14 protein-coding genes and 1 tRNA gene are annotated in these 21,443 nt (G+C 59.5%); 11 read left to right on the top strand and 4 right to left on the bottom strand.

What is annotated here, in order from left to right:
* Positions 1-23 precede the first annotated feature (23 nt).
* Together WMO45_RS08035 and WMO45_RS08030 are read left to right on the top strand one after the other, a co-directional pair.
* A complete protein-coding gene (locus WMO45_RS08035) occupies positions 24-5,264 on the top strand; it encodes a VWA domain-containing protein (protein WP_349140116.1) in 5,241 nt (1,746 codons plus the stop codon).
* Positions 5,265-5,295: 31 nt separating this feature from the next.
* The gene (locus WMO45_RS08030; RefSeq protein ID WP_349140115.1) at positions 5,296-5,475 is read left to right on the top strand and encodes a hypothetical protein; all 180 of its coding nucleotides are present in this window, start codon (positions 5,296-5,298) and stop codon (positions 5,473-5,475) included.
* 112 nt (positions 5,476-5,587) lie between these two features.
* Here WMO45_RS08030 and typA read toward each other — a convergent pair whose 3' ends face one another.
* The gene (gene typA / locus WMO45_RS08025) at positions 5,588-7,411 is read right to left on the bottom strand and encodes a translational GTPase TypA (RefSeq protein ID WP_349140114.1); all 1,824 of its coding nucleotides are present in this window, start codon (positions 7,409-7,411) and stop codon (positions 5,588-5,590) included.
* A 206-nt stretch (positions 7,412-7,617) separates the two neighbouring features.
* On the opposite strand from typA, the gene WMO45_RS08020 reads away from it, so the two are divergent.
* The 7 genes from WMO45_RS08020 to WMO45_RS07990 all read left to right on the top strand — a co-directional run bounded on the left by WMO45_RS08020 (position 7,618) and on the right by WMO45_RS07990 (position 15,634).
* Positions 7,618-7,694: transfer RNA gene (locus WMO45_RS08020), tRNA-Arg, on the top strand.
* 95 nt (positions 7,695-7,789) lie between these two features.
* Positions 7,790-9,199: a sigma-54 interaction domain-containing protein gene (locus WMO45_RS08015; protein WP_349140113.1), complete on the top strand. Its 1,410-nt coding sequence runs from the start codon at positions 7,790-7,792 to the stop codon at positions 9,197-9,199.
* A gap of 326 nt (positions 9,200-9,525) precedes the next feature.
* Positions 9,526-10,365, top strand: coding sequence for a beta-keto acid cleavage family enzyme (locus WMO45_RS08010; RefSeq protein WP_349140112.1), 840 nt, complete (start codon positions 9,526-9,528; stop codon positions 10,363-10,365).
* A 17-nt stretch (positions 10,366-10,382) separates the two neighbouring features.
* Positions 10,383-10,553, top strand: a complete 171-nt coding sequence (locus tag WMO45_RS08005) for a hypothetical protein (protein WP_349140111.1) — start codon at positions 10,383-10,385, stop codon at positions 10,551-10,553.
* An 11-nt stretch (positions 10,554-10,564) separates the two neighbouring features.
* A complete protein-coding gene (locus tag WMO45_RS08000; protein WP_349140109.1) occupies positions 10,565-11,494 on the top strand; it encodes a 3-hydroxyacyl-CoA dehydrogenase family protein in 930 nt (309 codons plus the stop codon).
* Between the two features lie 71 nt (positions 11,495-11,565).
* Positions 11,566-12,960 (top strand): TIGR00366 family protein, encoded by a 1,395-nt coding sequence (locus WMO45_RS07995; RefSeq protein WP_349140108.1) that lies wholly within the window; start codon positions 11,566-11,568, stop codon positions 12,958-12,960.
* A gap of 376 nt (positions 12,961-13,336) precedes the next feature.
* Positions 13,337-15,634 carry a glycoside hydrolase family 28 protein gene (locus tag WMO45_RS07990; protein ID WP_349140107.1) on the top strand — a complete coding sequence of 766 codons (2,298 nt, stop codon included), beginning with the start codon at positions 13,337-13,339 and terminating at the stop codon, positions 15,632-15,634.
* A gap of 90 nt (positions 15,635-15,724) precedes the next feature.
* Here WMO45_RS07990 and WMO45_RS07985 read toward each other — a convergent pair whose 3' ends face one another.
* Positions 15,725-16,465 (bottom strand): copper homeostasis protein CutC, encoded by a 741-nt coding sequence (locus tag WMO45_RS07985; protein ID WP_349140106.1) that lies wholly within the window; start codon positions 16,463-16,465, stop codon positions 15,725-15,727.
* Positions 16,466-16,549: 84 nt separating this feature from the next.
* Here WMO45_RS07985 and WMO45_RS07980 point away from each other — a divergent pair, with 84 nt between their 5' ends.
* Positions 16,550-18,724, top strand: coding sequence for a transglutaminase-like domain-containing protein (locus WMO45_RS07980; RefSeq protein ID WP_349140105.1), 2,175 nt, complete (start codon positions 16,550-16,552; stop codon positions 18,722-18,724).
* Here the strand turns inward: WMO45_RS07980 and WMO45_RS07975 are convergent.
* Positions 18,705-19,433: a nitroreductase family protein gene (locus tag WMO45_RS07975; protein ID WP_349140104.1), complete on the bottom strand. Its 729-nt coding sequence runs from the start codon at positions 19,431-19,433 to the stop codon at positions 18,705-18,707. The genes WMO45_RS07980 and WMO45_RS07975 overlap by 20 nt on opposite strands.
* A 34-nt stretch (positions 19,434-19,467) precedes the next feature.
* On the opposite strand from WMO45_RS07975, the gene WMO45_RS07970 reads away from it, so the two are divergent.
* Positions 19,468-20,325: an RluA family pseudouridine synthase gene (locus WMO45_RS07970; RefSeq protein WP_349140103.1), complete on the top strand. Its 858-nt coding sequence runs from the start codon at positions 19,468-19,470 to the stop codon at positions 20,323-20,325.
* 3 nt (positions 20,326-20,328) lie between these two features.
* Here the strand turns inward: WMO45_RS07970 and WMO45_RS07965 are convergent, their stop codons facing one another.
* Positions 20,329-21,339 carry a zinc-binding metallopeptidase gene (locus WMO45_RS07965; RefSeq protein WP_349140102.1) on the bottom strand — a complete coding sequence of 337 codons (1,011 nt, stop codon included), beginning with the start codon at positions 21,337-21,339 and terminating at the stop codon, positions 20,329-20,331.
* Positions 21,340-21,443: the final 104 nt, after the last annotated feature.

The following is a 21,443-nucleotide window of genomic DNA, read 5'->3' as shown; positions in this document are numbered from 1 at the left end:
TCAGACTGAAAGGAGAATGAATGATGTTGGCAAAGAAAGGAAAAAAGATCCTGGCCATGCTGCTGGCCCTGGTCATGCTGATGGGGCTGCTGCCCGTAAGTGCCATGGCCGCAGGGACCCAGCTGCCCCCGGTGACGATCCTGCACGACGGAGAGCAGGTGACCAATGAGGGCAAAGGAGAGCCCGGCTATGTGTCGGTGCAGAAAAGCATTGACCCTGTATCCAATCGGGACGATGAGTTTACCATTACACTGGATGTGACCACCACTGCTTCCGTGGAGACCGTCACCCAGAATGTCCCGGCCGATGTGGTGCTGGTTATTGACGCTTCGGGCAGTATGTGTGAAGCGATCAACCACAATACAAGCCACAGCAAATACAGTAAGTATGGTACCAGCTGTGAAAGCAATGGCTGCGCCATTTACAAGGCAAAGGAAGCGGCCAAGGACTTTGCTGAGGAATTCCTGGCGAACAACACCGATGGGAAACGCACCGTTTCCGTGGTGATGTTCAAGGGGTCCGGCTTCAATGGCGCTAATCCCAAGGTGGAGACGATCGTAAATCAGGCCACCAGCTATAGCCAGGTGGAAAGCCAGGTCGATACCATTACGGCCAATGGCGGCACTCCCACCGGCCCCGCGCTGAAGCAGGCCCGGCAGCTGCTGAATGACAGCTCCTCTCTGCGTTACATCGTGCTCATCACCGACGGTGATCCCACAGAGGATAGTTGGTGGGGCGGAATCAGTGGCTTCGGCGGGAAGAGCAGTGCACGTACCCAGGCTACCGCCGCCAAGAACTCCGGTATTGAGCTGTACACCATCGGGTGTGATACCGGCAACGGCTTTGACGAAGCATTCCTGCAGGAAATTGCCTCTTCCCGGCAGGATGAGCACGGCAATTGGATCCCCAATTATTCCAAGGTGGAGAGCGCCGAGCTGGGCGACGTGCTGGGTCAGATTGAGGAGACGGTGAGCAATGCCGCCCAGGCCTGGTATGTCACCGATCCTCTGAGCCCTTATGTTACTTTTAAAGAATTTAACACCGGTTATAACTATTATCAGAAGGGGTCCAATACCCCGGCCGCTTGGACCGACGGCAACCAGAAGAACATTACCTGGAATATGCTGAACGTGGAGCCCACCACGACACAGGAGGGCGGAACGACCTACTACCACTATACCCTGAAATACGACATCACTGTGCCCCGGACGGAGGACTTCTACCGCGCCCTGGTCAATGGCAGCGAAGAGTATGGCTATACCGACCTGGAGACCGGGACGAAGGGCCTGCTGACCAATGGCACCACGACTCTGAGCTACCGCCTGTATCAGGACAGCCAGGAAGTGGGACGCAACACCATTGATTTTGATGTGCCTGCGGTTACCAGCGAAATCCCTGAGCTGCCCTATCGGGTGGAGTATTACCTCCAGGGAGATGCCAAGAAGGGCGAGTACGACTCCTATACCCTGGACGATACAAAGGGTCTCGATGCGGTGCCTCTGTTCACCAACGTTACTTTGACTGAGGCTGACCCGAACTATGCGGACAAATATGCCGACGATTACTACAGCGTGTCCAAAACCGTTGCTTCCTGCACGGTTTCTCTGGATGACAGCCAGAATGTACTGAAGGTCTATTATGACCATCAGACCTCTCTGCTGACGGTCAATCATTACTATAAGGAGATCGTCATCGACGCCGACGGCACCCCCAGTGAAGGCGAATATGAGCTGAAGGTCACCTCGTATGACGGCCGTGAGGGCGACCTCAACGCACCTCTGTATGCCGGTGAGCGCTACACCATTGGTGCTGAAGGCAACCTGGGCCTGCTTACCGACGGCGGCTACAGCCTGGACTCCACTTCCCTGGGCGGAAAGGATCTGACCGTGGAGCTGGAGCCTAACAACAACACGGTGGATCTGTACTACTCCCGTACCACTGACAACAGCGAGGCCCATGTGACCGTCACCCACACCTACAATACCTATAGTTGGGTGGTGGAGACCGACCAGAGCAGCGACAACTACGGCAAGCTGGTACCCAAACTGGCCGCCAGTGTGGATGTGCCGGTGGCCGATGCCACGGTCCGTCTGGCCGACCAGAAGAGCTATTCCGCCGACCTGAAGGCCAACGAGAGCTATAAGGACTATGTCTATGTGGACGGTTCGGCCGTATCCACCAGCGATTCGGACGTAACGGTGGACAGCAGCAAGGCGACCATTGACCTCAAGGTGGGCGAGAACGACTTGAACCTCACCTTTGAGTATGTCCCCGCCAAGCCCACCACGATCTCCTTCACGGTGGAGCACTACTACACCAAGAACGTGACCGCAATCGTGGACGGCGAGATCAGCCACGAGGGTAGCTTCACCGACGAACTGGGTTATACCGAGACCATTACGGACTATGCCCCTGGTGAGTATTATACCCTGCAGGAAAAGACGGAGTATAACGGCGACATTTACACGCCTGCTGACGACAATGCCGGCAAGCTGACCGGCGCCGCGGTGGATGGCGAGGTCATCAAGCTGTACTACACGCTGAATGAGTCCCCCGCTGAGAGCACCCTGACCGTGGTGCACGTCTACCGTGCCTGGGAGCGCTACACCGAGGATGACGGTGTTACCGAGAGCATCCGCCCCGCCACCGGTGTGACGGTGCCCGAATCCGTTACCGTGGAGTATCCGCTCAGCGGTACCCTGTATCAGGGACAGAACGTGACCGTTACCCTGAAGGGTGAAGAAGGCTATACTTTTACCCCCAGTACGGACGACGGTGCCAACATCGGCCCCGACGCGCCCGTCTCCGACATCGCGGCTGACGGCGAGAAGGTCCCTGCCCAGGGCCAGACCATCTATGTTTACTACGACGCCATCCCCAGCGACGCCCGGGATGACGCCCAGATCACCATCGTGCACCACTACACCACCCTGCTGGACACCGTGATCGGCGGTGTGGTCACCGAGGATTACCGCCGGGACGATGGCACCTCTATGGAGACGCTGACTGGTCAGGCCGGAGACCCCTACAGCATCACCGAGCGCACGGAGCACGAGGTGGGCGGCGAGAGCTATACCTACACCTGTGTTACCAGCCATGCAGACACGGGTACCTTCCACAGCGGCACCAATACCACCATCGATCTGTACTATGAGCGCTCTGACAGCGATCTGCAGGCGGTCACCTACAATGTGGTGTATGAGTACTACCGCCAGGAGATGACCTTCAATGACGAAGGTGTGGCCGGTTACTGGGATGAGCCTCAGAAGGTTGCCAAGCCCAGCGGCGCGCCGGATGACGTCACCGGTGCCAGCGCCTATCTGGGTGAGAAGGTAAGCCTGAGCGACGGCGCAGTGGGCAACTATACCGCCTACGGTGAGAACAATCTTGAGCCCGTCATCGATGCGGAAAATAAGACCATCACCCTGAAGTATATTGAGCAGGTGGCAAAGACCGCTACCACCATTACGGTGCAGCACCACTATCTGGAGACGGTGCTCAATCCGGACAACACCGTCAAGGAGACCATCGATCATACCTCTGGCGAAGTGGTAATCCCCGTATTTGTGGAGCAGAGCTATCTGGCGGAAGCGGCTGTGGTCTCCCCCTATGCCTATGACCGGGTGGAGGTCAGCGCCAACCTGAGCGGGTACGATCAGAACAGCGAGCACGATGTGACCGTCACCATTCCCGACGGTGCGTCCCGCATTGACTTCTACTACACCTGGACCAACAGCAGCGCGGTTTCCCCCGCCAGCTACACCGTCAATCACTATTACCGCACGGTGGACTGGAATGAGGATACCGCGACCAAGGATTACGATCCCATCGGCACCGGCGCCAGCTACAAGACCGAGGGCAACAGCTATGCCGGTCTCACCATCACCGGCACGCCCGATCTGAAGGTGGACAGCACTGGCAACCCGGTCTATACGCTGGACAGCGCTACGGCCTCCAGTGAATTCCAGGGCGAGAATTACACCATCGTACTCACCTCCGGAAGCGACAATGTCATCAACTTCTACTACACCCAGTACATTGACAGCCGCGTGGGCAATGAGACCCGGGTGGAAGTGACTCACAATTACTATGCCCGCGATACCTTTACCGATGTGGACGACATGACCGACGCCGACTACATCGCCCAGGAGGGCATGAAACCGGAGTACAGCACTACCCTCGTCTACGACACCATTGCAGATGGCGCGTGGATCGGTAACAGCTTTACCGCTACTCAGTACCCGGACCGCTATACTCCCGATGAGAACGGTGAGTCTACGGTGAAGATCTCCTACGAGTTCGTCAATGCCGACCCCGAGGGCGGCAAGATCGACTCCCTGGCTGCCGTGGCGCAGGAGCAGCCCACGCCCAACGTTATCACCATCAACTATATCCGCGAATATTCGACTCAGCCGGATCAGGTGACGCTGACGGTCAACCACCAGTATTATCTGGATGGCGTGCTGCAGGAAGACCTGACCACCAGCGAGACCCACGACGTGGCCTATGGTACCAGTGTGACGGCGGCTGACTATGCCAAGGAGAAGGACGACTACAGCCTGGATCAGAGCGATGCTCAGAGCCAGAATATCGCCAGCATGACAACTGCGGCGACCATCACCCTGAAGTATTACCGCACGACTCCTACCGATCCCGGTGGCGGGGATGGCGGCGACACCACTTATTACAAAGTGGTCGTCAAGTACCTGGAAGAGGGAACCGAGAAGTCCCTGCGCAGCGACTACAGCATCAGCATCATGGAGACCCACGCCTACGATGTGACCAGCCGCACCGAACTGGACATTTCCGGCTATGACCGGACCAATGTCACCGGCGACAGCCTCAGCATGGAGCACATTGACTCTGACAAGGAAATCATTGTCTGGTATGTGGCCAACGGTGAGCCTACCGATCCCGGTGATGGTGGTGACGGCGGCGATGGCGGCGAGATCGACATCGGCGAGCCTGACACCCCGCTGGGCCCTGGCCCCGACGGCGGCACGGGTACCGGTGACGGCGGCGAGATTGACATCGGCGAGCCCGACACTCCGCTGGGCCCGGGCCCCGATGGCGGCACGGACAGCGGCAGCGAGGTCGAGATTGATGATGCCGGCGTGCCCAAGGGCGATCTGCCTCAGACCGGTGCCGTGGCTGCTCCGGTGAACCCCGCCATAACGGCTGGCCTGCTGGCGCTGTCTATGTCCATGGCGGCGCTTGGCCTGACCTTTACCTTTGGCCGGAAGAAGGGCGAAGAAGAGGACTGATCAGAGAAAATCCGGAAAGGAATTGGCAGTTATGGGGAAAAAACGACCGACACGGGAAAGTTTTCTGGTGCAGATCCTGGACCGTCAAAATGCCACATGGCAGGGGACCATTACCTGGACCGAGACTGGCCGGACGGAACCCTTTCGCAGCGCATTGGAGCTGATACGGCTCATTGACAGCGCGCAAGAGGCCCCTGAGGAAACTGCATAGAGACAACAAAAACAGCGCCCGCTCCTCATTTGAGGAGCGGGCGCTGTTTTTGTTGAAAAAACGGGCCGCGCCATCGGTTCGGCGCGGCCCAAGATAAAGTAATGGGGGAAATTTACTTGTTGCCCTTGAGCGCCTTCATACGGTCGGCGTGGCTGAGGATACGCTTACGCAGGCGCAGGCTTTCGGGAGTGACCTCCAGCAGTTCATCGTCGGCCAGGAATTCCAGGCACTGCTCCAGGCTCATCTGTCTGGGCGGGGTGAGACGCAGAGCCTCGTCCGAACCGGAAGCACGCATGTTAGTCAGCTGCTTCTTCTTACAGATGTTGACCGAGATATCCTCCTGCTTGGGCGTCTCGCCTACCACCATGCCGGCGTAGACGGGCACACCAGGACCGATGAACAGTACGCCGCGCTCCTGGGCATTGTACAGGCCGTACGTCACGCTCTCACCCGTCTCAAAGGACACCAGAGAGCCGGAGTTGCGGCGCTGGATATCACCTTTCATGGGGGCATAGCACTCAAAAACGGAGGCCATAATGCCCTCGCCCTTGGTGTCGGTAAGGAACTCGTTGCGGTAACCGAACAGGCCGCGGGAGGGGACCAGGAACTCCAGCTTCATGCGGTTGCCCACCGGAGTCATCTCCAGCAGGTCGCCCTTGCGGGCGCCAATCTTTTCAATGACCGCGCCCACACTGTCGCTGGGCACATCCACCACCAGGCGCTCCACCGGCTCACACTTCTTGCCGTCAATCTCCTGATAGAGTACGCGGGGCGGAGAGACCTGGAACTCATAGCCCTCTCGGCGCATGGTCTCGATGAGGATGGACAGGCTCATCTCGCCGCGCCCGGCCACGTTGAAGGAGTCGGTGGAGTCGGTCTCGGTGACCCGCAGAGACACGTCCTTTAGGGTCTCACGGAACAGTCGGTCCCGCAGCTGGCGGGAGGTGACGAATTTGCCCTCCTTGCCAGCAAAGGGAGAGTCGTTGACCGAGAAGGTCATCTCGATGGTGGGGGCAGAGATCTTGACAAACTCAATGGGCTCCACACAGTCGGGGGCGCAGATGGTATCGCCGATGGTGATGTCGCCAATGCCGCTCATGGCAATAATGTTGCCGGCGGTGGCCTCAGTCACCGGAACCTTGCCCAGGCCGTCAAACTGATAGAGAGCGGTAGCCTTGGCCTTGACAGGGGCCTCATCCGGCTTGTGATAGTTGCACACCGCAATCTCCTGGTTTTGCTTTACACTGCCCCGCTCGATGCGGCCGATGGCGATACGGCCGACAAACTCATTGTAGTCGATGGAGCTGACCAGCATCTGGAAGGGAGCATCCACATCGGCCTCGGGGGCGGGAATATAGTTGAGGATGGTCTCAAACAGGGGCACCAGATCCGTGCCGGGCTGGTCGGGAGAATAGGAAGCGGTACCCTGACGGCCAGAGCAGAACAGAGTGGGAGACTCAAACTGCTCATCCGTGGCGTTCAGATCCAGCAGCAGCTCCAGTACCTCATCCATGACCTCGTGAATGCGCTGGTCGGGGCGGTCGATCTTGTTGACCACCACGATGACCTTGTGGCCCAGCTCCAGGGCCTTGCTCAGCACGAAGCGGGTCTGGGGCATGGGACCCTCGGCGGCGTCCACCAGAAGGATGACGCCGTTGACCATCTTCAGGATCCGCTCCACTTCGCCGCCGAAGTCGGCGTGGCCCGGAGTATCCACAATGTTGATCTTGACGTCCTTATAGTGGACGGCGGTGTTCTTGGCCAGAATGGTGATGCCGCGCTCCCGCTCCAGATCGTTGGAGTCCATAACGCGCTCCACCGTGGCCTGGTTTTCCCGGTAAATACCGCCCTGCTTGAGCATTTCGTCCACCAGAGTGGTTTTGCCGTGGTCAACGTGGGCAATGATTGCTACGTTTCTCAGCTTCGTATCTTGCAAAGTGGTGCACCTCTCAATAATTCCAAAATCAATCCGTGTAAACTCGACCATTTATTATACCCTAGAAGATTGCCCGGTGCAACTCATTTCCCGAAAAAACCGCCTAAATTCCAGCCGGTCAAGGTGGTCGGCGTTGACAGGACCGCTGAGTTGCGGTACAATAAAACAACCCTGTCCGCCTGAATGCTCCTGGCGGATAGACACTTGTCTCCGTAGCTCAGATGGATAGAGCGGCCGCCTCCTAAGCGGCAGGCCGGAGGTTCGAATCCTCTCGGGGACGCCAGAAGCAGAACGCACCCTGTTTGGCACAAATGCCCGTCGTACGGCGAGGCAGATTCGCCGGACGGGGTGTTTTTCCTATGGTGAGGAGGGAAAGCCATGGAGCAAGAGAATGCCCTGTATGCCAACATCGATTTTCAAAAAGTGTGTGAGAATCTGTATGACGGTATTCATATTACAGACGGAGAGGGCCGTGTATTGTTTATCAACCAGGCCTATACCCGCACCACCGGCATCCTTCCGGAGGAGCTGCTGGGGCGGAAAGTAGCCGACATTGAGGCCGAGGGCAAACTTTATAAGGGTTCGGTTACCGGCAAAGTACTGGAGTGCCGGCAGCGGGTCAACTCTGTGGCCACGATTTTCAAACTGAATAAGGAGGTGCTGGTCACCGGCACGCCGGTCTTTGATGAGGCGGGGAACATCGTCCTGGTGGTGACCAACACCCGGGATTTCCCCGAGCTCAAACGGCTGGAGCAGCAGCTTCTCACCTTAACCGAGGAGAGCAAGAAGGCCAACGAGGAGCTGACCTATCTGCGTCGGCAGCAGGCTGGTGACCGGCAGCTGTTTTACCGAAGTCAGGCCATGGCTTCGGTGATGGAACTGGTACGCACCGTAGCGCCAACCGATGTGACGGTGCTCATTACCGGCGAATCGGGTACCGGCAAGGAACTGGTGGCCAATGAGATCTATCATCACAGCGATCGGGTGGACAAACCTTTTATCAAGGTCAACTGTGCCGCGATTCCCGGGGAGCTGCTGGAATCCGAGCTTTTCGGATATGAGGACGGCGCCTTTACCGGGGCCAAGCGGGCGGGGAAAGCCGGCATGTTTGAGCTGGCCAATACCGGGGTCATCCTGCTGGATGAGATCGGTGATATGCCGCTACCCCTGCAGACCAAACTGCTGCGAGTGCTCCAGCAGCGGGAGCTGATGCGTATCGGCGGCAGCCGCCCCATCCGCCTGGACATCCGGGTCATCGCTTCCACCAACAAAGACCTGCAGGAGGAGGTGCGCCAGGGACGTTTTCGGGAGGATCTGTTCTACCGGCTCAATGTAGTACCCCTGGAAATCAAGCCCTTGCGGGAGCGACCGGAGGATATCCCCTATCTGGCGGAACGCTTTTGCCAGAGTTTTAATAAAAAGTACGGCAAGGATGCCCGTATCAGCGATGAGGCCATGCAGCTGATCCTGGCCTATCGCTGGCCGGGAAATATTCGGGAGCTGGAAAACCTGATTGAACGCATCGTGGTGACCAGCCCGGGCGGAGTGGTGACCCGTGGGACGGTTTATAACGCGCTCAATCCGGGCGGGATGCGGCTGGGCGGCCGAGTGATGGAGGACGCCACTCTGCGCCAACAAGTGAGCGCCTTCGAGCGGGAGGTAATCCTCCATACAGTGGAGCGGGCCGGTTCCATACGCAAGGCGGCACGCCTGCTGGGGGTAGACCACTCCACCCTGGTTAAAAAGTGCCGCCAATACGGTTGTCAGGAACAAAAAGAAGAGCGGTGAAGAATTTCACCAATGTGGTGATAAAATTCACCAGCCATAAGATATAGAAAAATGAGACAAAAAAGCCCTTTTTTATCCAAAAAATTGAAACATTTTTTGCGCTTATAAAAAACTGGAAGAAAAAGAAAAGGAAAAGGCGTGTGGTGAAATATTTCACCACACGCCTTTTCCTTGGGAACAATCTGATAACAAAACAACCCGTTGGGACAGAAGGCGTTGCAGGATTTTTTCCGCAGGATGGGAAAGTTGGCATAGCGGTTGCATATTAACAGAGGCGAAAAGATGAGCTGCTAATGGCTCTGGAAAGAAAATGAGGTGCTTTTAAAATGAAAAAGACCATCATCACTGTAGCAACCACCGGTGCCTGGCCGAAAAAGGAAAATAACCCTAACGTTCCTATGACGCCGGCAGAGATTGCCGAGGATGTATACAGCTGCTGGAAGGCTGGCGCCGCTGTGGCCCACCTGCACATGCGGGATGATGCGGGCAACGGGACGATGGATAAGGAGAAGTTCCGCCAGACCGTGGAACTGCTGCGTAAGAACCATCCTGACTGCGACATTGTGCTGAACATGACCACTTCCGGCGATCTGAACGCCACCGACGAGACCCGTCAGGCTCACCTGCAGGAACTGCGTCCCGAGATGGGGTCCTTTGACTGCGGTTCTATGAACTGGCTGCACTCCAGCCTGTTTATCAACCACCCCAAGTTCCTGGAGGAGCTGGGCCTGCACATGCAGGAGTGGGGCGTCAAGCCTGAGATCGAGGCCTTTGACCCCGGTATGATCGCCAACGCCGCTTATTATCTGAAGAAGGGCGTACTGAAGGCTCCCCTGCACTTCCAGTTCTGCATGGGCTGTGCCAACGGCATCCCCGGCACCATGAAGAACCTGGTGTTTATGAAAGAGACCATGGAGTCCCTGTGCCCCGGTTCCACCTGGAGCTGCTTTGGCGTAGGCCATTCCGCTATGGAGATGCTCTACGGCGCCGTGGCGCTGGGCGGCCATGTCCGCGTGGGCATGGAGGACAACGTCATGTATGCCAAGGGTCAGCTGGCCGAGAGCAATGTGCAGTTCGTGGAGCGCGCTGCCCGCGTGATCCGGGAGTACGGCAATGAGGTGGCTACTCCTGATGAGGCCCGTGAGATCCTGGGCCTGAAGAAATGAGCTGGGGCGTCTACTGGATGTTTTACCGCTGCCCCAAGTGCGGTAAAAAATTTAAGTCGGGGGCGGATACCATCACGGATCCCGCCTTCGGCCGGTGCCCGGACTGCGGGACCGAGGGCGAACTGGTGGGAGAGAGCGGCAAGGTCTACCCGCCGGATGCCAATGAATATGAGGATACCGCCGATTAGGAGAAGAGATTATGAAAGACGTCAAGTACATTCTTATCTGTGGCGCCGGCATGATGGGCAAGAACATTGCCTACGTTATGGCGTCCAACCCCGCCTTTGAGGTGGGGGTTTACGACCTGTACCCCACTGATGTGGAAGCCGGCATCCGCACCAATACCAAGCAGCTGCTGGACAAAGGCGTGATCACCAGCGAGGAGCTGGAAGCCCGCCTGAAGCGTATCCAGTTTACCACCGATATGGACAGTGAGCTGGTCTCCCGGGCCGACCTGGTCATCGAGGCTGTGTTTGAGGACATGCAGGTCAAGCGCGAGACCTTTGCCAAGCTGGAGGCACGCTGCCGTCCGGATACCATTTTCTGCACCAACTCCTCTGTTATGAGCCCCAGCGAGATCTCCGCCGAACTCAAGCATCGGGAGCGCTTCGTTGGCACCCACTTCTGGAACCCGGGTCACCTGATCCCTCTGGTGGAGGTGGTCAAGTCTGACGCCTCCTCCGATGAGACGGCCCAGACCGTGATGGAGGTCCTCCGCTCCGCCGGCAAGAAGCCCGTACTGTGCAAGAAGGATGTGCCCGGCTTTATCGCCAACCGTATGCAGCATGCCCTGTGGCGTGAGGCCATTTCCATCGTGGAGCACGGCATCGCCGATGCCGCCACTGTGGACGAGGCCGTGAAGTACTCCTTCGGCCTGCGTCTGCCTCAGCTGGCGCCTATGGAGAACGCTGATATGGTGGGTACCGACCTGACCTATAACATCCATGACTACATCCTGAAGGACCTGGAGGACTCCCATGAACCCTCCCCCCTGCTCAAGCAGCTGCGGGATGAGGGCAAGATCGGCTTCAAGACCGGCGAGGGCTTCCAGAAGTGGACCCCTGAGCAGGTGGCCAAGTCCAATGCCGACCTGAACGAGTATCTGATCCGCATGCTCTACGGCAAGTAATCTCCCGCGCTTTCCGTTCTGTGGGAACGGGAACATAGATGAGAGAAGTTTGAGAGAAAGGAAGCGATCCAATGTCCCAGCAAACTCAGACCAAGAAGCTGAAAGGAACTCCTCTGTGGAACATCAGTAAGAAGTTCAACTTTGCAGCTGAGAAGATCATCCCTGATTCCTTCGTATTCTGCGTTATCCTGATGATCGTCGTGTTTGTCCTGTCCCTGATCATCGGCAAGGGCCCCATCGAGCTTCTGCAGGCCTGGTGGGGCGGCCTGAGCAGCCAGTTTACCTTGGCTTTCCAGATGGGCATTATGGTCTGCGTATGCGCCACCTGCGCCCGCAGCCCTCAGGTCACCAAGTTGCTGAACGCTATTGCCAGCCACGTGCATAACCGCTACACCGCCATCATCATCATGATGCTCTTCGGCTATGTCACCTCCATGATCAACTACGCGTTCTGCACCATTGTTACCCCCATCCTGTCCATGCAGCTGGCCAAGCGGGTCAAGGGCCTGCACTTCCCCATGATGGTGGCCGGCGGTTATACCTGCATGATCCTGGGCCAGTGCCTTGGGCCCTCCGCTACCCTGTACTCCAACTTGGCTACTGAGGGCAGCTCCTACGCCGAGATCGTGGGTCACACCATGACCGTCCTGGAGACCTGCTACAACACCCCCAACGTGATCCTGTTCACTGTGCTGGCCATCGCCTTCATTCTGATTGTGCTGTTCACCCAGCCCGGCGAGGACGAGCTGATCGAGCTGCGCGACGTGGCCACTCAGGCTGACGTAGCTCCCAACGACTATAAGATTACTGGTAAGGCTAGCACCTTTGCTCAGAAGATGAATACCTGTAAGCCTGTTATGTGGGTCGTGGGCGCCTTTATCTTCATCAACATTATCTACGACTTTGCTACCAAGGGCTTCTTCGGCGCGCTGAACATGAACCTGGTAATCTTCATGTTTGTTGGCATCAACTGTTTCCTTTTCCCCCAGCCCAGTGCCTGGATCACCGCCCATGCCGACTCCATGCACCTGGCTACCGATATTATCATGCAGTTCCCCTTCTACGGTGCCATCATGGGTATGATGTACATCGAGGGCGGCCTGGGTTCCGTGCTCATTGGCGCTATCACTTCCGTGGCTACCGCCCGCACCCTGCCCATCTTCACCTTCCTGTCCGCCTGTCTGGTCAACTGCTTCATCCCCTCCCAGGGTGGCCAGTTCACCGTGCAGGGTCCTCTGATCGTCCAGACCGTGCAGAACATCCAGGGCGCCGACCTGGCTACCTGCCTGAATGCCTTCGTGCTGGGCGACGAGTGCACCAACCTGCTGCAGCCTCTGTATGTCATCCCCGCGCTGAGCGTGGTCGGCATGAAGCTGAAGGATGTGTGGGGCTTCATGGCCTTCATCTGTGTGTTCTGGATTGTGATCACCTGTTTGGGCCTGTACTTTATCCCTCTCTTTGTGTAAATTCCTCCCGTTCCGCTCCTCCCCAACTGCGGAAAACACCGCGCTCCGGCTTGGTCCGGAGCGCGGTGTTTTTTTCTTAGGAAAAACGTTGTACTAAGCAAAGCGTGCAAAAGAACCGGAAGAAAACACATATTTTAGGAAAAATAAATAAAAAAGAATCTACAGAATTTCTAAAATGACGAAAATTAAAAAAACTTAAAAAAGTAATTGACCAACATGCCCAATCAGAGTAAAATTCTTATCGAGGAAAAGTAAAACGTTTACTCGTTTCTGATTTTGGCTGAACCTGCCGTACAGGACGGCAGTCTTAAGCCCGGGTGGAGATTAGGAAAGGCGCTACCCGGAGATAGAAGAACGGAAAGTGGAGGTACAAGAGATGAAGCGTAAACTTTCTGCACTGCTGGCGGCAAGTATGGTCGTCTCCCTGGCCGGCGTTCTGCCTGCCCAGGCTGCGGAGGCAGACACGGCCACACAGGGCAACGGTCTGTCCTGGGATATGGCGGAGGAGATCCTCACCCATATCAGCGATCCTGAGTTCCCGGATTACTCCGTGAACGTGCTGGACTATGGCGCGGTACCCAATGACGACAAGCTGGACACCGAGGCCATCCAGAAGGCCATCGACGAGGTCAGCGAGAAGGGCGGCGGCAAGGTTGTCGTTCCCTCCGGCACCTTTGATGTGGGTGCCATCGAGCTCAAGAGCAACGTCAACCTCTGCCTGGAGAAGGAAGACACCCTGCTGCTCTACACCCGGGACATCACTGAGGAGAACTATCCTCTGGTGTTTGCCCACTATGAGGGTTCTGCCTGCTACAACTGGAGCCCCTTCATCTACGCCAAGGACGCCGAGAACATCGCCCTGACCGGCGAGGGCACCCTGGACGGCAACGCTGACGCCGATCACTGGTGGAACTGGAGCAAGACCTACAACCCCGACGGCACCACCACCAGCCCCTCTTCCGCCGACGCCAAGGTGCTGCGTCAGCAGACCGATGACGGTGTGGCTTTTGAGGAGCGTATCTTCGGCGAGGGTCACTACCTGCGCCCCAACTTCTACCAGGTCATCAACTGCACCAACGTTCTGGTGGAGGGTGTTACCTTTAAGAACTCCCCCATGTGGATCATGAACCCCGTGCTGTGCACCAACTTCACCGCTCGCGGCGTCACCGTTGACACCCACGGCTACAACAACGACGGCTGCGACCCTGAGAACTGCAACTACGTGCTCATCGAGGACTGCTACTTCAACACCGGCGACGACTGCATCGCCGTGAAGGCCGGCCGTAACAAGGATGGCCGCGATCTGGGCGAGCAGGGCTATCCCACCCAGAACCTGATCATCCGCAACAATAACTTTGCTAATGGTCACGGCGGCATCGCCATGGGCAGCGAGATGTCCGGCGGCATCAAGAACCTGTTCGCCGACAACAACACCTTTGACAGCCCCAACCTGAACTATGCTCTGCGCTTCAAGACCAACGCGCAGCGCGGCGGCTACATTGAGAACGTCTATCTGCGCAACTCCACCGTCAAGTCCGTGGGCGATGCCTCCGTGCATGCCACCATGCTGTACGACACCGGCCGCGACGGCGAGTATCTGCCTTACTTCAAGAACATCACCATCGAGAACCTGAAGAGCACCGGCGGCCAGTACGGCATCTTCATGGAGGCCTTTGACGAGGTGCCCATCACCGGTCTGGTTCTGAAGAACGTGGAGATCACCGGTGCCGAGAAGGACGTGCGCGCCCTGAACTGGCAGGATCCTGTGTTTGAGAACGTCACCATCAACGGCAAGAGCTATCCTCGTCCCGTGGACGTCCACGTGGAGGGCGACACTGTTGTGGGCGAGACCGTGACCGCCAGCGCCGTGGAGCTGGGCGGCGACACCTCCAAGCTGACCTACACCTGGGAGGTTGCTGATACCGAGGACGGCACCTACACCAGCTGCGGCACCGAGGCCTCTCTGGCTCTCACCGCCGACATGGCCGGCAAGTACGTCCGCATGACCGCTACCGACGAGAGCGGCAACTCCACCACCAGCATGTCCTACAAGGTTCTGGCCGACCGTGAGGTGGCCGGTGTGTCCACCAGCCACTGGGCTTCCGACGCCGTAGTGGAGGCTGCCAGCAAGGGCCTCATTGATGAGGACGAGGCCATTGATCTGGATGCCACTGTTACCAGCCGTGATGTGGCCAAGATGCTGGGCAAGCTGTGGGGCCTGACCGAACCCACCACTGAGATCACCATGAGCGACGTGCCCACCAGCGACCCCGACTACAAGGTCATCGCCGCTGTGGTAGAGGCCGGCCTGATGCCTCTGAAGGACCCCAACGTCACCGGTCCTCAGGGTACCCTGTACAACACCAGCCTGCTGGATGACATGGCTGCCAAGCGCGTGGCCTTTATGCCCGACAATGTGATGACCCGCGAGGAGCTGGGCTATATCTCCATCCTGGCCTGCGGCGTGCCTTACAATGAGACGCTGGGCAACGCCACTCCCAAGTTTGCTGACACCGACGAGATCTCCTCCGTGTACAAGTCCAACCTGGGCGCCGCCAACTACTTCGGCTTCATGGTGGGCGATCAGAACGGTGTGTTCAATCCCAAGGGTGAGGTCACCAATGCGGCTCTGATTTCCGTGGTCACCCGTATTGCTGAGTTCAACAACATGTAACAGATTTCGGTTACACTTATCTTTCCTTTCCTTTTCTTTACCCCATCCAACACAAAGGCGCTGTCCAAATGGACAGCGCCTTTGTGCTGTTTAAATTCGGTTGTTCAGGACTTCTGCCGCAGCCCGAATGGCAGTGGGGTCGGTGACGGGATACTGTTCCTCCGGCGGGCAGGTGCCTCCGGAAAAGCTCACTGCCGGATTGTGGGTGGCCGAGATGTCCAGTCCCCAGGTTTTAAAGGAACCGTGGAGCTGATCGCAGCCGGTCTCCGCCAGCAGGGCCGCCGCGTTTCCCGGGTTTACTCCGCAGCCGGGCAGGATCTGGATACGCCCGGCGGCGTATTCCCGCATGGCCCGGAGGGTGGCGGCTCCAGCCGGAGCGGTGGCAGCCTGGCCGCTGGTAAGTACCCGGGTAAAGCCCAGGTCCATCAAACCGTCCAGAGCGGCCCGCCAGTCGGGCGTTACGTCGATAGCCCGGCTGAATACGCTTTCCTTGGCTCCGATGATTTCCAGCATGGCGGCGCACCGTTCCCGGTCTACCGTCCCGTCGGGGTGGAGACAGCCGAACACGATGCCGTCCGCTCCTGCCGCCAGCAGGGCCCGGGTGTCGGCCAGCATGGTAGCAAACTCAGCTTCGGTATAGCAGAAGCCCCCTTCCCGGGGGCGTACCATGGCCATGATGGGGATATCTACCCGCCGGGCCAGCTCCATGGCCCCGATGCTGGGGGTCAGGCCACCCAGGAACAGGGCGGCGTTCAGCTCCACCCGGTCCGCCCCGGCCTGAGCCGCCGTCCAAACGTCTCCCGCACAGCCGCAGCACACCTCTAGTATCATATTGCCCACCTTCTTTTCCATTCTGGGGCTATGATAGCATAAAAATTTGTGCTATCATAGCCCCAATCAAAAGGAGTGGATCCCATGGAAGAAGAACTGCGCTTTCTCAAAACCGCCCTGCCGGCGGACTGGGCGACCTATCCCCGATCACTGTTTGAGGCCTTTGCCGCCCACGCCGCCATGCTGCGGGATACCGTGCCGTGGTGCAGGCAGCTCAGCCGGGAGGTCTATGAACAGTATGTGCTCTGCCCCAGAGTCAACGACGAAGACCTGTCTGACCACCGGGGACTGTTTTACGGCCAGCTGTGGGACCGGGTAAAGGACCTGGAGCAGGAGCAGGCAGTGCTGGAAGTCAACCGCTGGTGCCATGAGCAGGCCAGCTATCAGGCCCAGGACGACCGCACAGCCTCCCCCCTGACGGTGTACCGCTGCGGCAGCGGCCGGTGCGGGGAGGAGTCCGCCTTTCTGGTGGCCGCCCTGCGCAGCGTAGGCTTGCCCGCCCGACAGGTGTATGCCCCACGCTGGTCCCACTGCGACGACAACCACGCCTGGGTGGAGGTGCTCTGCCACGGGAAATGGCGGTTTCTGGGGGCCTGCGAGCCGGAGCCGGTGCTGGACCGGGGGTGGTTTAACACCGCCGCTTCCCGGGCCATGCTGGTCCACAGCCGCACCTTCGGCCCGGTGAGGGACACCGCTCTCCACGGCGTGCCTTTGGGCCGGGAGGGCCAGGCCCTGTACCACAATCAGACTGGCCGCTACGCCCGCACCAAACAGTACACCTTCCGGGCCCGGCCGGGGGAGAAGATCACCCTGGAGGTGCTCAATGAGGCGCGGTTCTGTCCCATCGCCCACCTGACCGCCGGGCCGGACGGCACAGTACGGGCCGAGCTGGGTATCGGGGATCTCCACCTGTCTGCCGGGGAACGGGAGGCATTTTGTCACGGTGAGACCGAGGACGGGGCGGAACTGGCCGCTCCCCTCCCCTGCCCGGGCTGGACAGCCTTTGACTTCCGTGCTCCCCGGGACTATCCCGTCAACCCCGCGCCGCTGGACGAAGCCCAGCGGAAGAAACGCGCGGAAGTGCTGGCGGCGGGAGACGCCAAGCGGGCTGGGCGCATGGCGGGATACTGCGACCGGAACAAGCTGGAGGCCTATCCGCAACAGCGGGAACAGCTGGAGAAGGCCCGGGGCAATTTTGAGGTAATCTACGCCTTTCTGAGCAGGGACGGCGACCCTCTGCGGTCCGCCCTGTTGGAGAGCTTGTCCGACAAGGACCTGCGGGACGCCACCGCCGACCTGCTGGAATTTCACCTGGAGCGGGCCCGGCCCTGGGCAGACCGGTATCCGGAGGAGATCTTCCGCCGGTTTGTCCTCTGTCCCCGGGTGGCCTATGAGCGGCTCACCGACTGGTCGGTGCCCCAGTCCGGAGCGGTGGGAGAGGTCATTGCCCTGCGGCAGGCGGGCATTCCCGCCTGGCTGCGGCCCCTGGACGGAGCGGTGATGATGTGGCAGGACGGAAAAGTTGTCCCCAAACATCCGCAGAAATGTGGAAAAGTAATCTTCCGCAAGACGGCGGAGGACCGGTTTTCCTACCGGCAGAACTGGTCGCTGGACCTGTGGACGGGGGAAATGTGGAAACCCCTGGTGCTGGCCGACCGGGCCTGGCACAAAAATGAGCTGATGACGGTCCTGCCTGCCGGGCGCTATCGGGTGCTTTCCGCCCTGCGGCTCCCCGCCGGTGACCAGCTGGCGGACCGGCTGGAATTCTCCCTGGAGCCGGAAGAGACGCGGGAAGTTTTCCTGGAGCTGCGGGAGTGTACCCTAAGGGATCTTATTACCCCCCGGGACCTGCCGCTGGAAGAACTCCGGAGCAGAAACGAAAGGCCCGCCCTGCTCCTCTGGCTGGAGGAGGGGGCGGAGCCGACCGAACATATTCTCAATGAACTGACCGCCGATCTGGCGGCGTTCCGGGCCCTGGATGCGGAGACAATCTGTTTCCTGCGCCGGCCGGGGGCGGAGCGCCAGACCACCCTGGCCGCATTGCTGGCGGCCTGGCCGGAGGTGCGGGTGGAGTACCCGGAATGGGGTTACCAGACGGAGACGGTGGCCCGTCACCTGGGGCTGGATCCGGACAAGCCGCCTTTCGCGGTGGTGCGGGACGGCGCGGGCCGGGCGGTCTACGCCTGCTGCGGCTATCAGGTGGGGACTGCCCAGCTGCTGCGGCGGATCCTGGAACAACTTACCGCTGAAAAGCTTTGAGGTATTCCGCAGCCGAGCGGCTCATTTCCCGGGAAAAGTCGGAGTTGTACTTCCGCTTGCAGAAGGCGGCCAGCCACTCGGCATAGGGGCGCGGGCCGGCGTTGTCGGCCAGCATGGCCTCCAGCTCGGCGGCGCCCATGTGCCGGTATGTGTTTTCGTGCACGATGTGCTCCATGGCCCGGCGGCGGGGTTTCTGCCGCTCCAGCTGCTGCTGGGTGGGCCAGCCGAACACCAGCATGGCGGCAGGCACCACATACTCCGGCAGGTGCAGCAGTTCCCGGTGGGTCTCGCACCGCTCCAGGATGTCTCCGATGTAACACGAGCCGATGCCCAGGCTCCAGGCGGCGGTGACGGCGTTCTGGGCGGCGATGTTGGCGTCGCAGAAGGCCAGCAGCAGGTCGCCCACGGCGGGGTTCCGGGGCTGACAGCCGCCGGCGGCAAAGGCGTCCTGCCACTTCTGGCAGTCGGCGCAGAAGATGAGCACCAGCGGGGCCTGGGCGATGAAGGGCTGGTGATCACAGGTCTCGGCCAGGGTGTCCTTGACGGCCTGGTCGGTGATATCCAAAATGGTGTAAAGCTGCTGGTTGCCCGCCGTTGGGGCAGCGCAGGCCGCCTCCAGGATGGCGGCTTTGTCCGCCGGAGCAATGGGCTTGTCCAGAAAGGCCCGCACCGATTTGCGGGCGTGGAGCTGCTGAAGCACTTCGTTCATACGCGTATTCTCCTTATGTCAGGATGTGATTCAGATGCAGAAAAAAGAATATCCCGTGACCCATGCGGCCTCCCTGCTCCCCTTTCTGCTGGAACAGGTGAGGGGACAAAGCCGCAACAACATCAAGAGCCTGCTCACCCGGGGCCAGGTGCAGGTGGACGGCATCACCGTCACCCGCCACGACCATTCGCTCCAACCGGGACAGACCGTGACGGTCCTGCCCCAAAGCGCGGCGGAGACTAAAGCGCCCTTCCCCATTCTCTACGAGGACGGACATATCCTGGTCATCGACAAGCCTGCCGGACTTTTGAGCATGGCCACCGAGCGGGAAAAGGTCCGCACCGCTTACCGCATGGCTACCGACTATGTGTGCCGGACCGACCCCCGGGGACGGGTATTCATCGTCCACCGTCTGGACCGGGCTACCTCCGGGGTGCTCCTCTTTGCCAAGGATGAGCCCACCAAGCGGGCCTATCAGGACCATTGGGACACCCTTGTGGACCGCCGGGGCTACCTGGCGGTGGTGGAGGGCCGGCCCCCCAGGCAGGCGGACACCGTCCGCACCCTGCTGCGGGAAAACGCGGCTCACAAGGTCTACTCCGTGCGCTCCGGCGGGAAAGAGGCGGTAACCCATTATACCACTCTCGGCGCCGGAACGGAATACACGCTGTTAGAAGTGAACATCGACACCGGCCGGAAGAACCAGATCCGGGCCCACCTCAGCGAACTGGGCTGCCCGGTGGCGGGGGACTGGGATTACGGTGCGGCCACCGACCCGCTGGGCCGGCTGTGTCTGCACGCCCACGTGCTGATTCTCACCGATCCCTTCACTGGGGAGAAGCGGACCTTCCATGCCCCGGAGCCCCGGGGCTTCCGGCGTCTGGTCCGGTAAGATTTACAACCCCAGCTGCGTCCGGGCCTGCTCTCGGAAGGTCACCAGCTCGGGGTAGGCGTAGAAGAAGTTTATCTTCTGCGCCCACACCGCGTCGCCCTCGGCCCGGTCGGTCAGGACGAAAAAGGCAAAGCTCTCGGCAATGTCCTCCGACGGATTGGTGGCGGCGTAGCTGGTGACGAAGTCGTCCGGGTGGCGCAGGTAGAAGCCGGAGCTGTCCGGCGCGGCCAGCCGGTCGTCCAGGTAGTCCTGCCAGAAGCTCTGGTAGAAGGCGTTTAGGTAGGATTTGGGCAGGCAGACCATACCGGGCTCGCTGTAGCAATCGAAGCGAGGGGTACCGCCATAGGTGACCTGGGCGTCGTTGAGGGTCAGATAGTGGCTGTACTCGTGGAACACCGTCACCGCAAAGTAGTCCAGATTCTCGGTGTCCTGTGGGTCCACTGCCAGCTCCCACTGGGTGCCTGCCTCATCTACGGGGACCACATAGGCCAGGATTTCATCCACACCATCCGTGAAGACGGTAAAGCGGCGGAAGGCATTCAGACTGCCTTCCGGCAGCAGGTCCTGCACCAGGTCCCACAGGGGCCGGTAGGCGTCCTCGCCGTCCGTGGCCTTCAGCACTCCGTCCCCTTCAATGTCGTACCCGGCCAGGGGCTGCATCTTTCCCTCGTCTGCGCTCCAATGGTCCGGCTCCCCCAGATAGCGGCTGGTACAGTCCTCATAGAACTGGTTGAGCTCTTCCACCAGCCGGCTCTCCTCCGCTGACAGCTCCCAGCGGCCGTCGGATGCACGGGCCTGGCGCAGTGGGACGAGACGTTCCAGCAGATGGAGCACCTGGTCGTGTTCCTCAGCGGAGAGCTGGGTCTCCAGCGTGCCCAGCTGGGCAGCGGCCAGGCGGCGGGCCTCGGTCCGGACCTCAAGGGGGGCGGGGGATGGCTGTGCGGCGGTCTGGCTGCGGCAGGCGGTCAGGACCAGCACCGGCAGCAGGAGCAGGGGGAGTAAGCGTCGATTCATAACAGCACCTCATTTCGTTTGCGCCATTGTAGCATGAGGGCCGCCAAAGGAAAAGAAAGCTAAAGAAAACCATAGAATTATGGCATGATATGACAAAAAGGCCA

This window comes from Flavonifractor hominis (assembly GCF_040095835.1).
Lineage (GTDB): Bacteria > Bacillota > Clostridia > Oscillospirales > Oscillospiraceae > Flavonifractor > Flavonifractor hominis.
Note: the sequence above shows the minus strand (reverse complement) of the source record. Positions and strands in the feature narration are given on the sequence as shown.

Bases quoted from the DNA above. Each gene is read 5' to 3' on its own strand.
- WMO45_RS08035 (WP_349140116.1), top strand. From the start codon at position 24: ATGTTGGCAAAGAAAGGAAAAAAGATCCTGGCCATGCTGCTGGCCCTG.
- WMO45_RS08030 (WP_349140115.1), top strand. From the start codon at position 5,296: ATGGGGAAAAAACGACCGACACGGGAAAGTTTTCTGGTGCAGATCCTG.
- WMO45_RS08015 (WP_349140113.1), top strand. From the start codon at position 7,790: ATGGAGCAAGAGAATGCCCTGTATGCCAACATCGATTTTCAAAAAGTG.
- WMO45_RS08010 (WP_349140112.1), top strand. From the start codon at position 9,526: ATGAAAAAGACCATCATCACTGTAGCAACCACCGGTGCCTGGCCGAAA.
- WMO45_RS08005 (WP_349140111.1), top strand. From the start codon at position 10,383: ATGTTTTACCGCTGCCCCAAGTGCGGTAAAAAATTTAAGTCGGGGGCG.
- WMO45_RS08000 (WP_349140109.1), top strand. From the start codon at position 10,565: ATGAAAGACGTCAAGTACATTCTTATCTGTGGCGCCGGCATGATGGGC.
- WMO45_RS07995 (WP_349140108.1), top strand. From the start codon at position 11,566: ATGTCCCAGCAAACTCAGACCAAGAAGCTGAAAGGAACTCCTCTGTGG.
- WMO45_RS07990 (WP_349140107.1), top strand. From the start codon at position 13,337: ATGAAGCGTAAACTTTCTGCACTGCTGGCGGCAAGTATGGTCGTCTCC.
- WMO45_RS07985 (WP_349140106.1), bottom strand. From the start codon at position 16,465: ATGATACTAGAGGTGTGCTGCGGCTGTGCGGGAGACGTTTGGACGGCG.
- WMO45_RS07980 (WP_349140105.1), top strand. From the start codon at position 16,550: ATGGAAGAAGAACTGCGCTTTCTCAAAACCGCCCTGCCGGCGGACTGG.
- WMO45_RS07975 (WP_349140104.1), bottom strand. From the start codon at position 19,433: ATGAACGAAGTGCTTCAGCAGCTCCACGCCCGCAAATCGGTGCGGGCC.
- WMO45_RS07970 (WP_349140103.1), top strand. From the start codon at position 19,468: ATGCAGAAAAAAGAATATCCCGTGACCCATGCGGCCTCCCTGCTCCCC.
- WMO45_RS07965 (WP_349140102.1), bottom strand. From the start codon at position 21,339: ATGAATCGACGCTTACTCCCCCTGCTCCTGCTGCCGGTGCTGGTCCTG.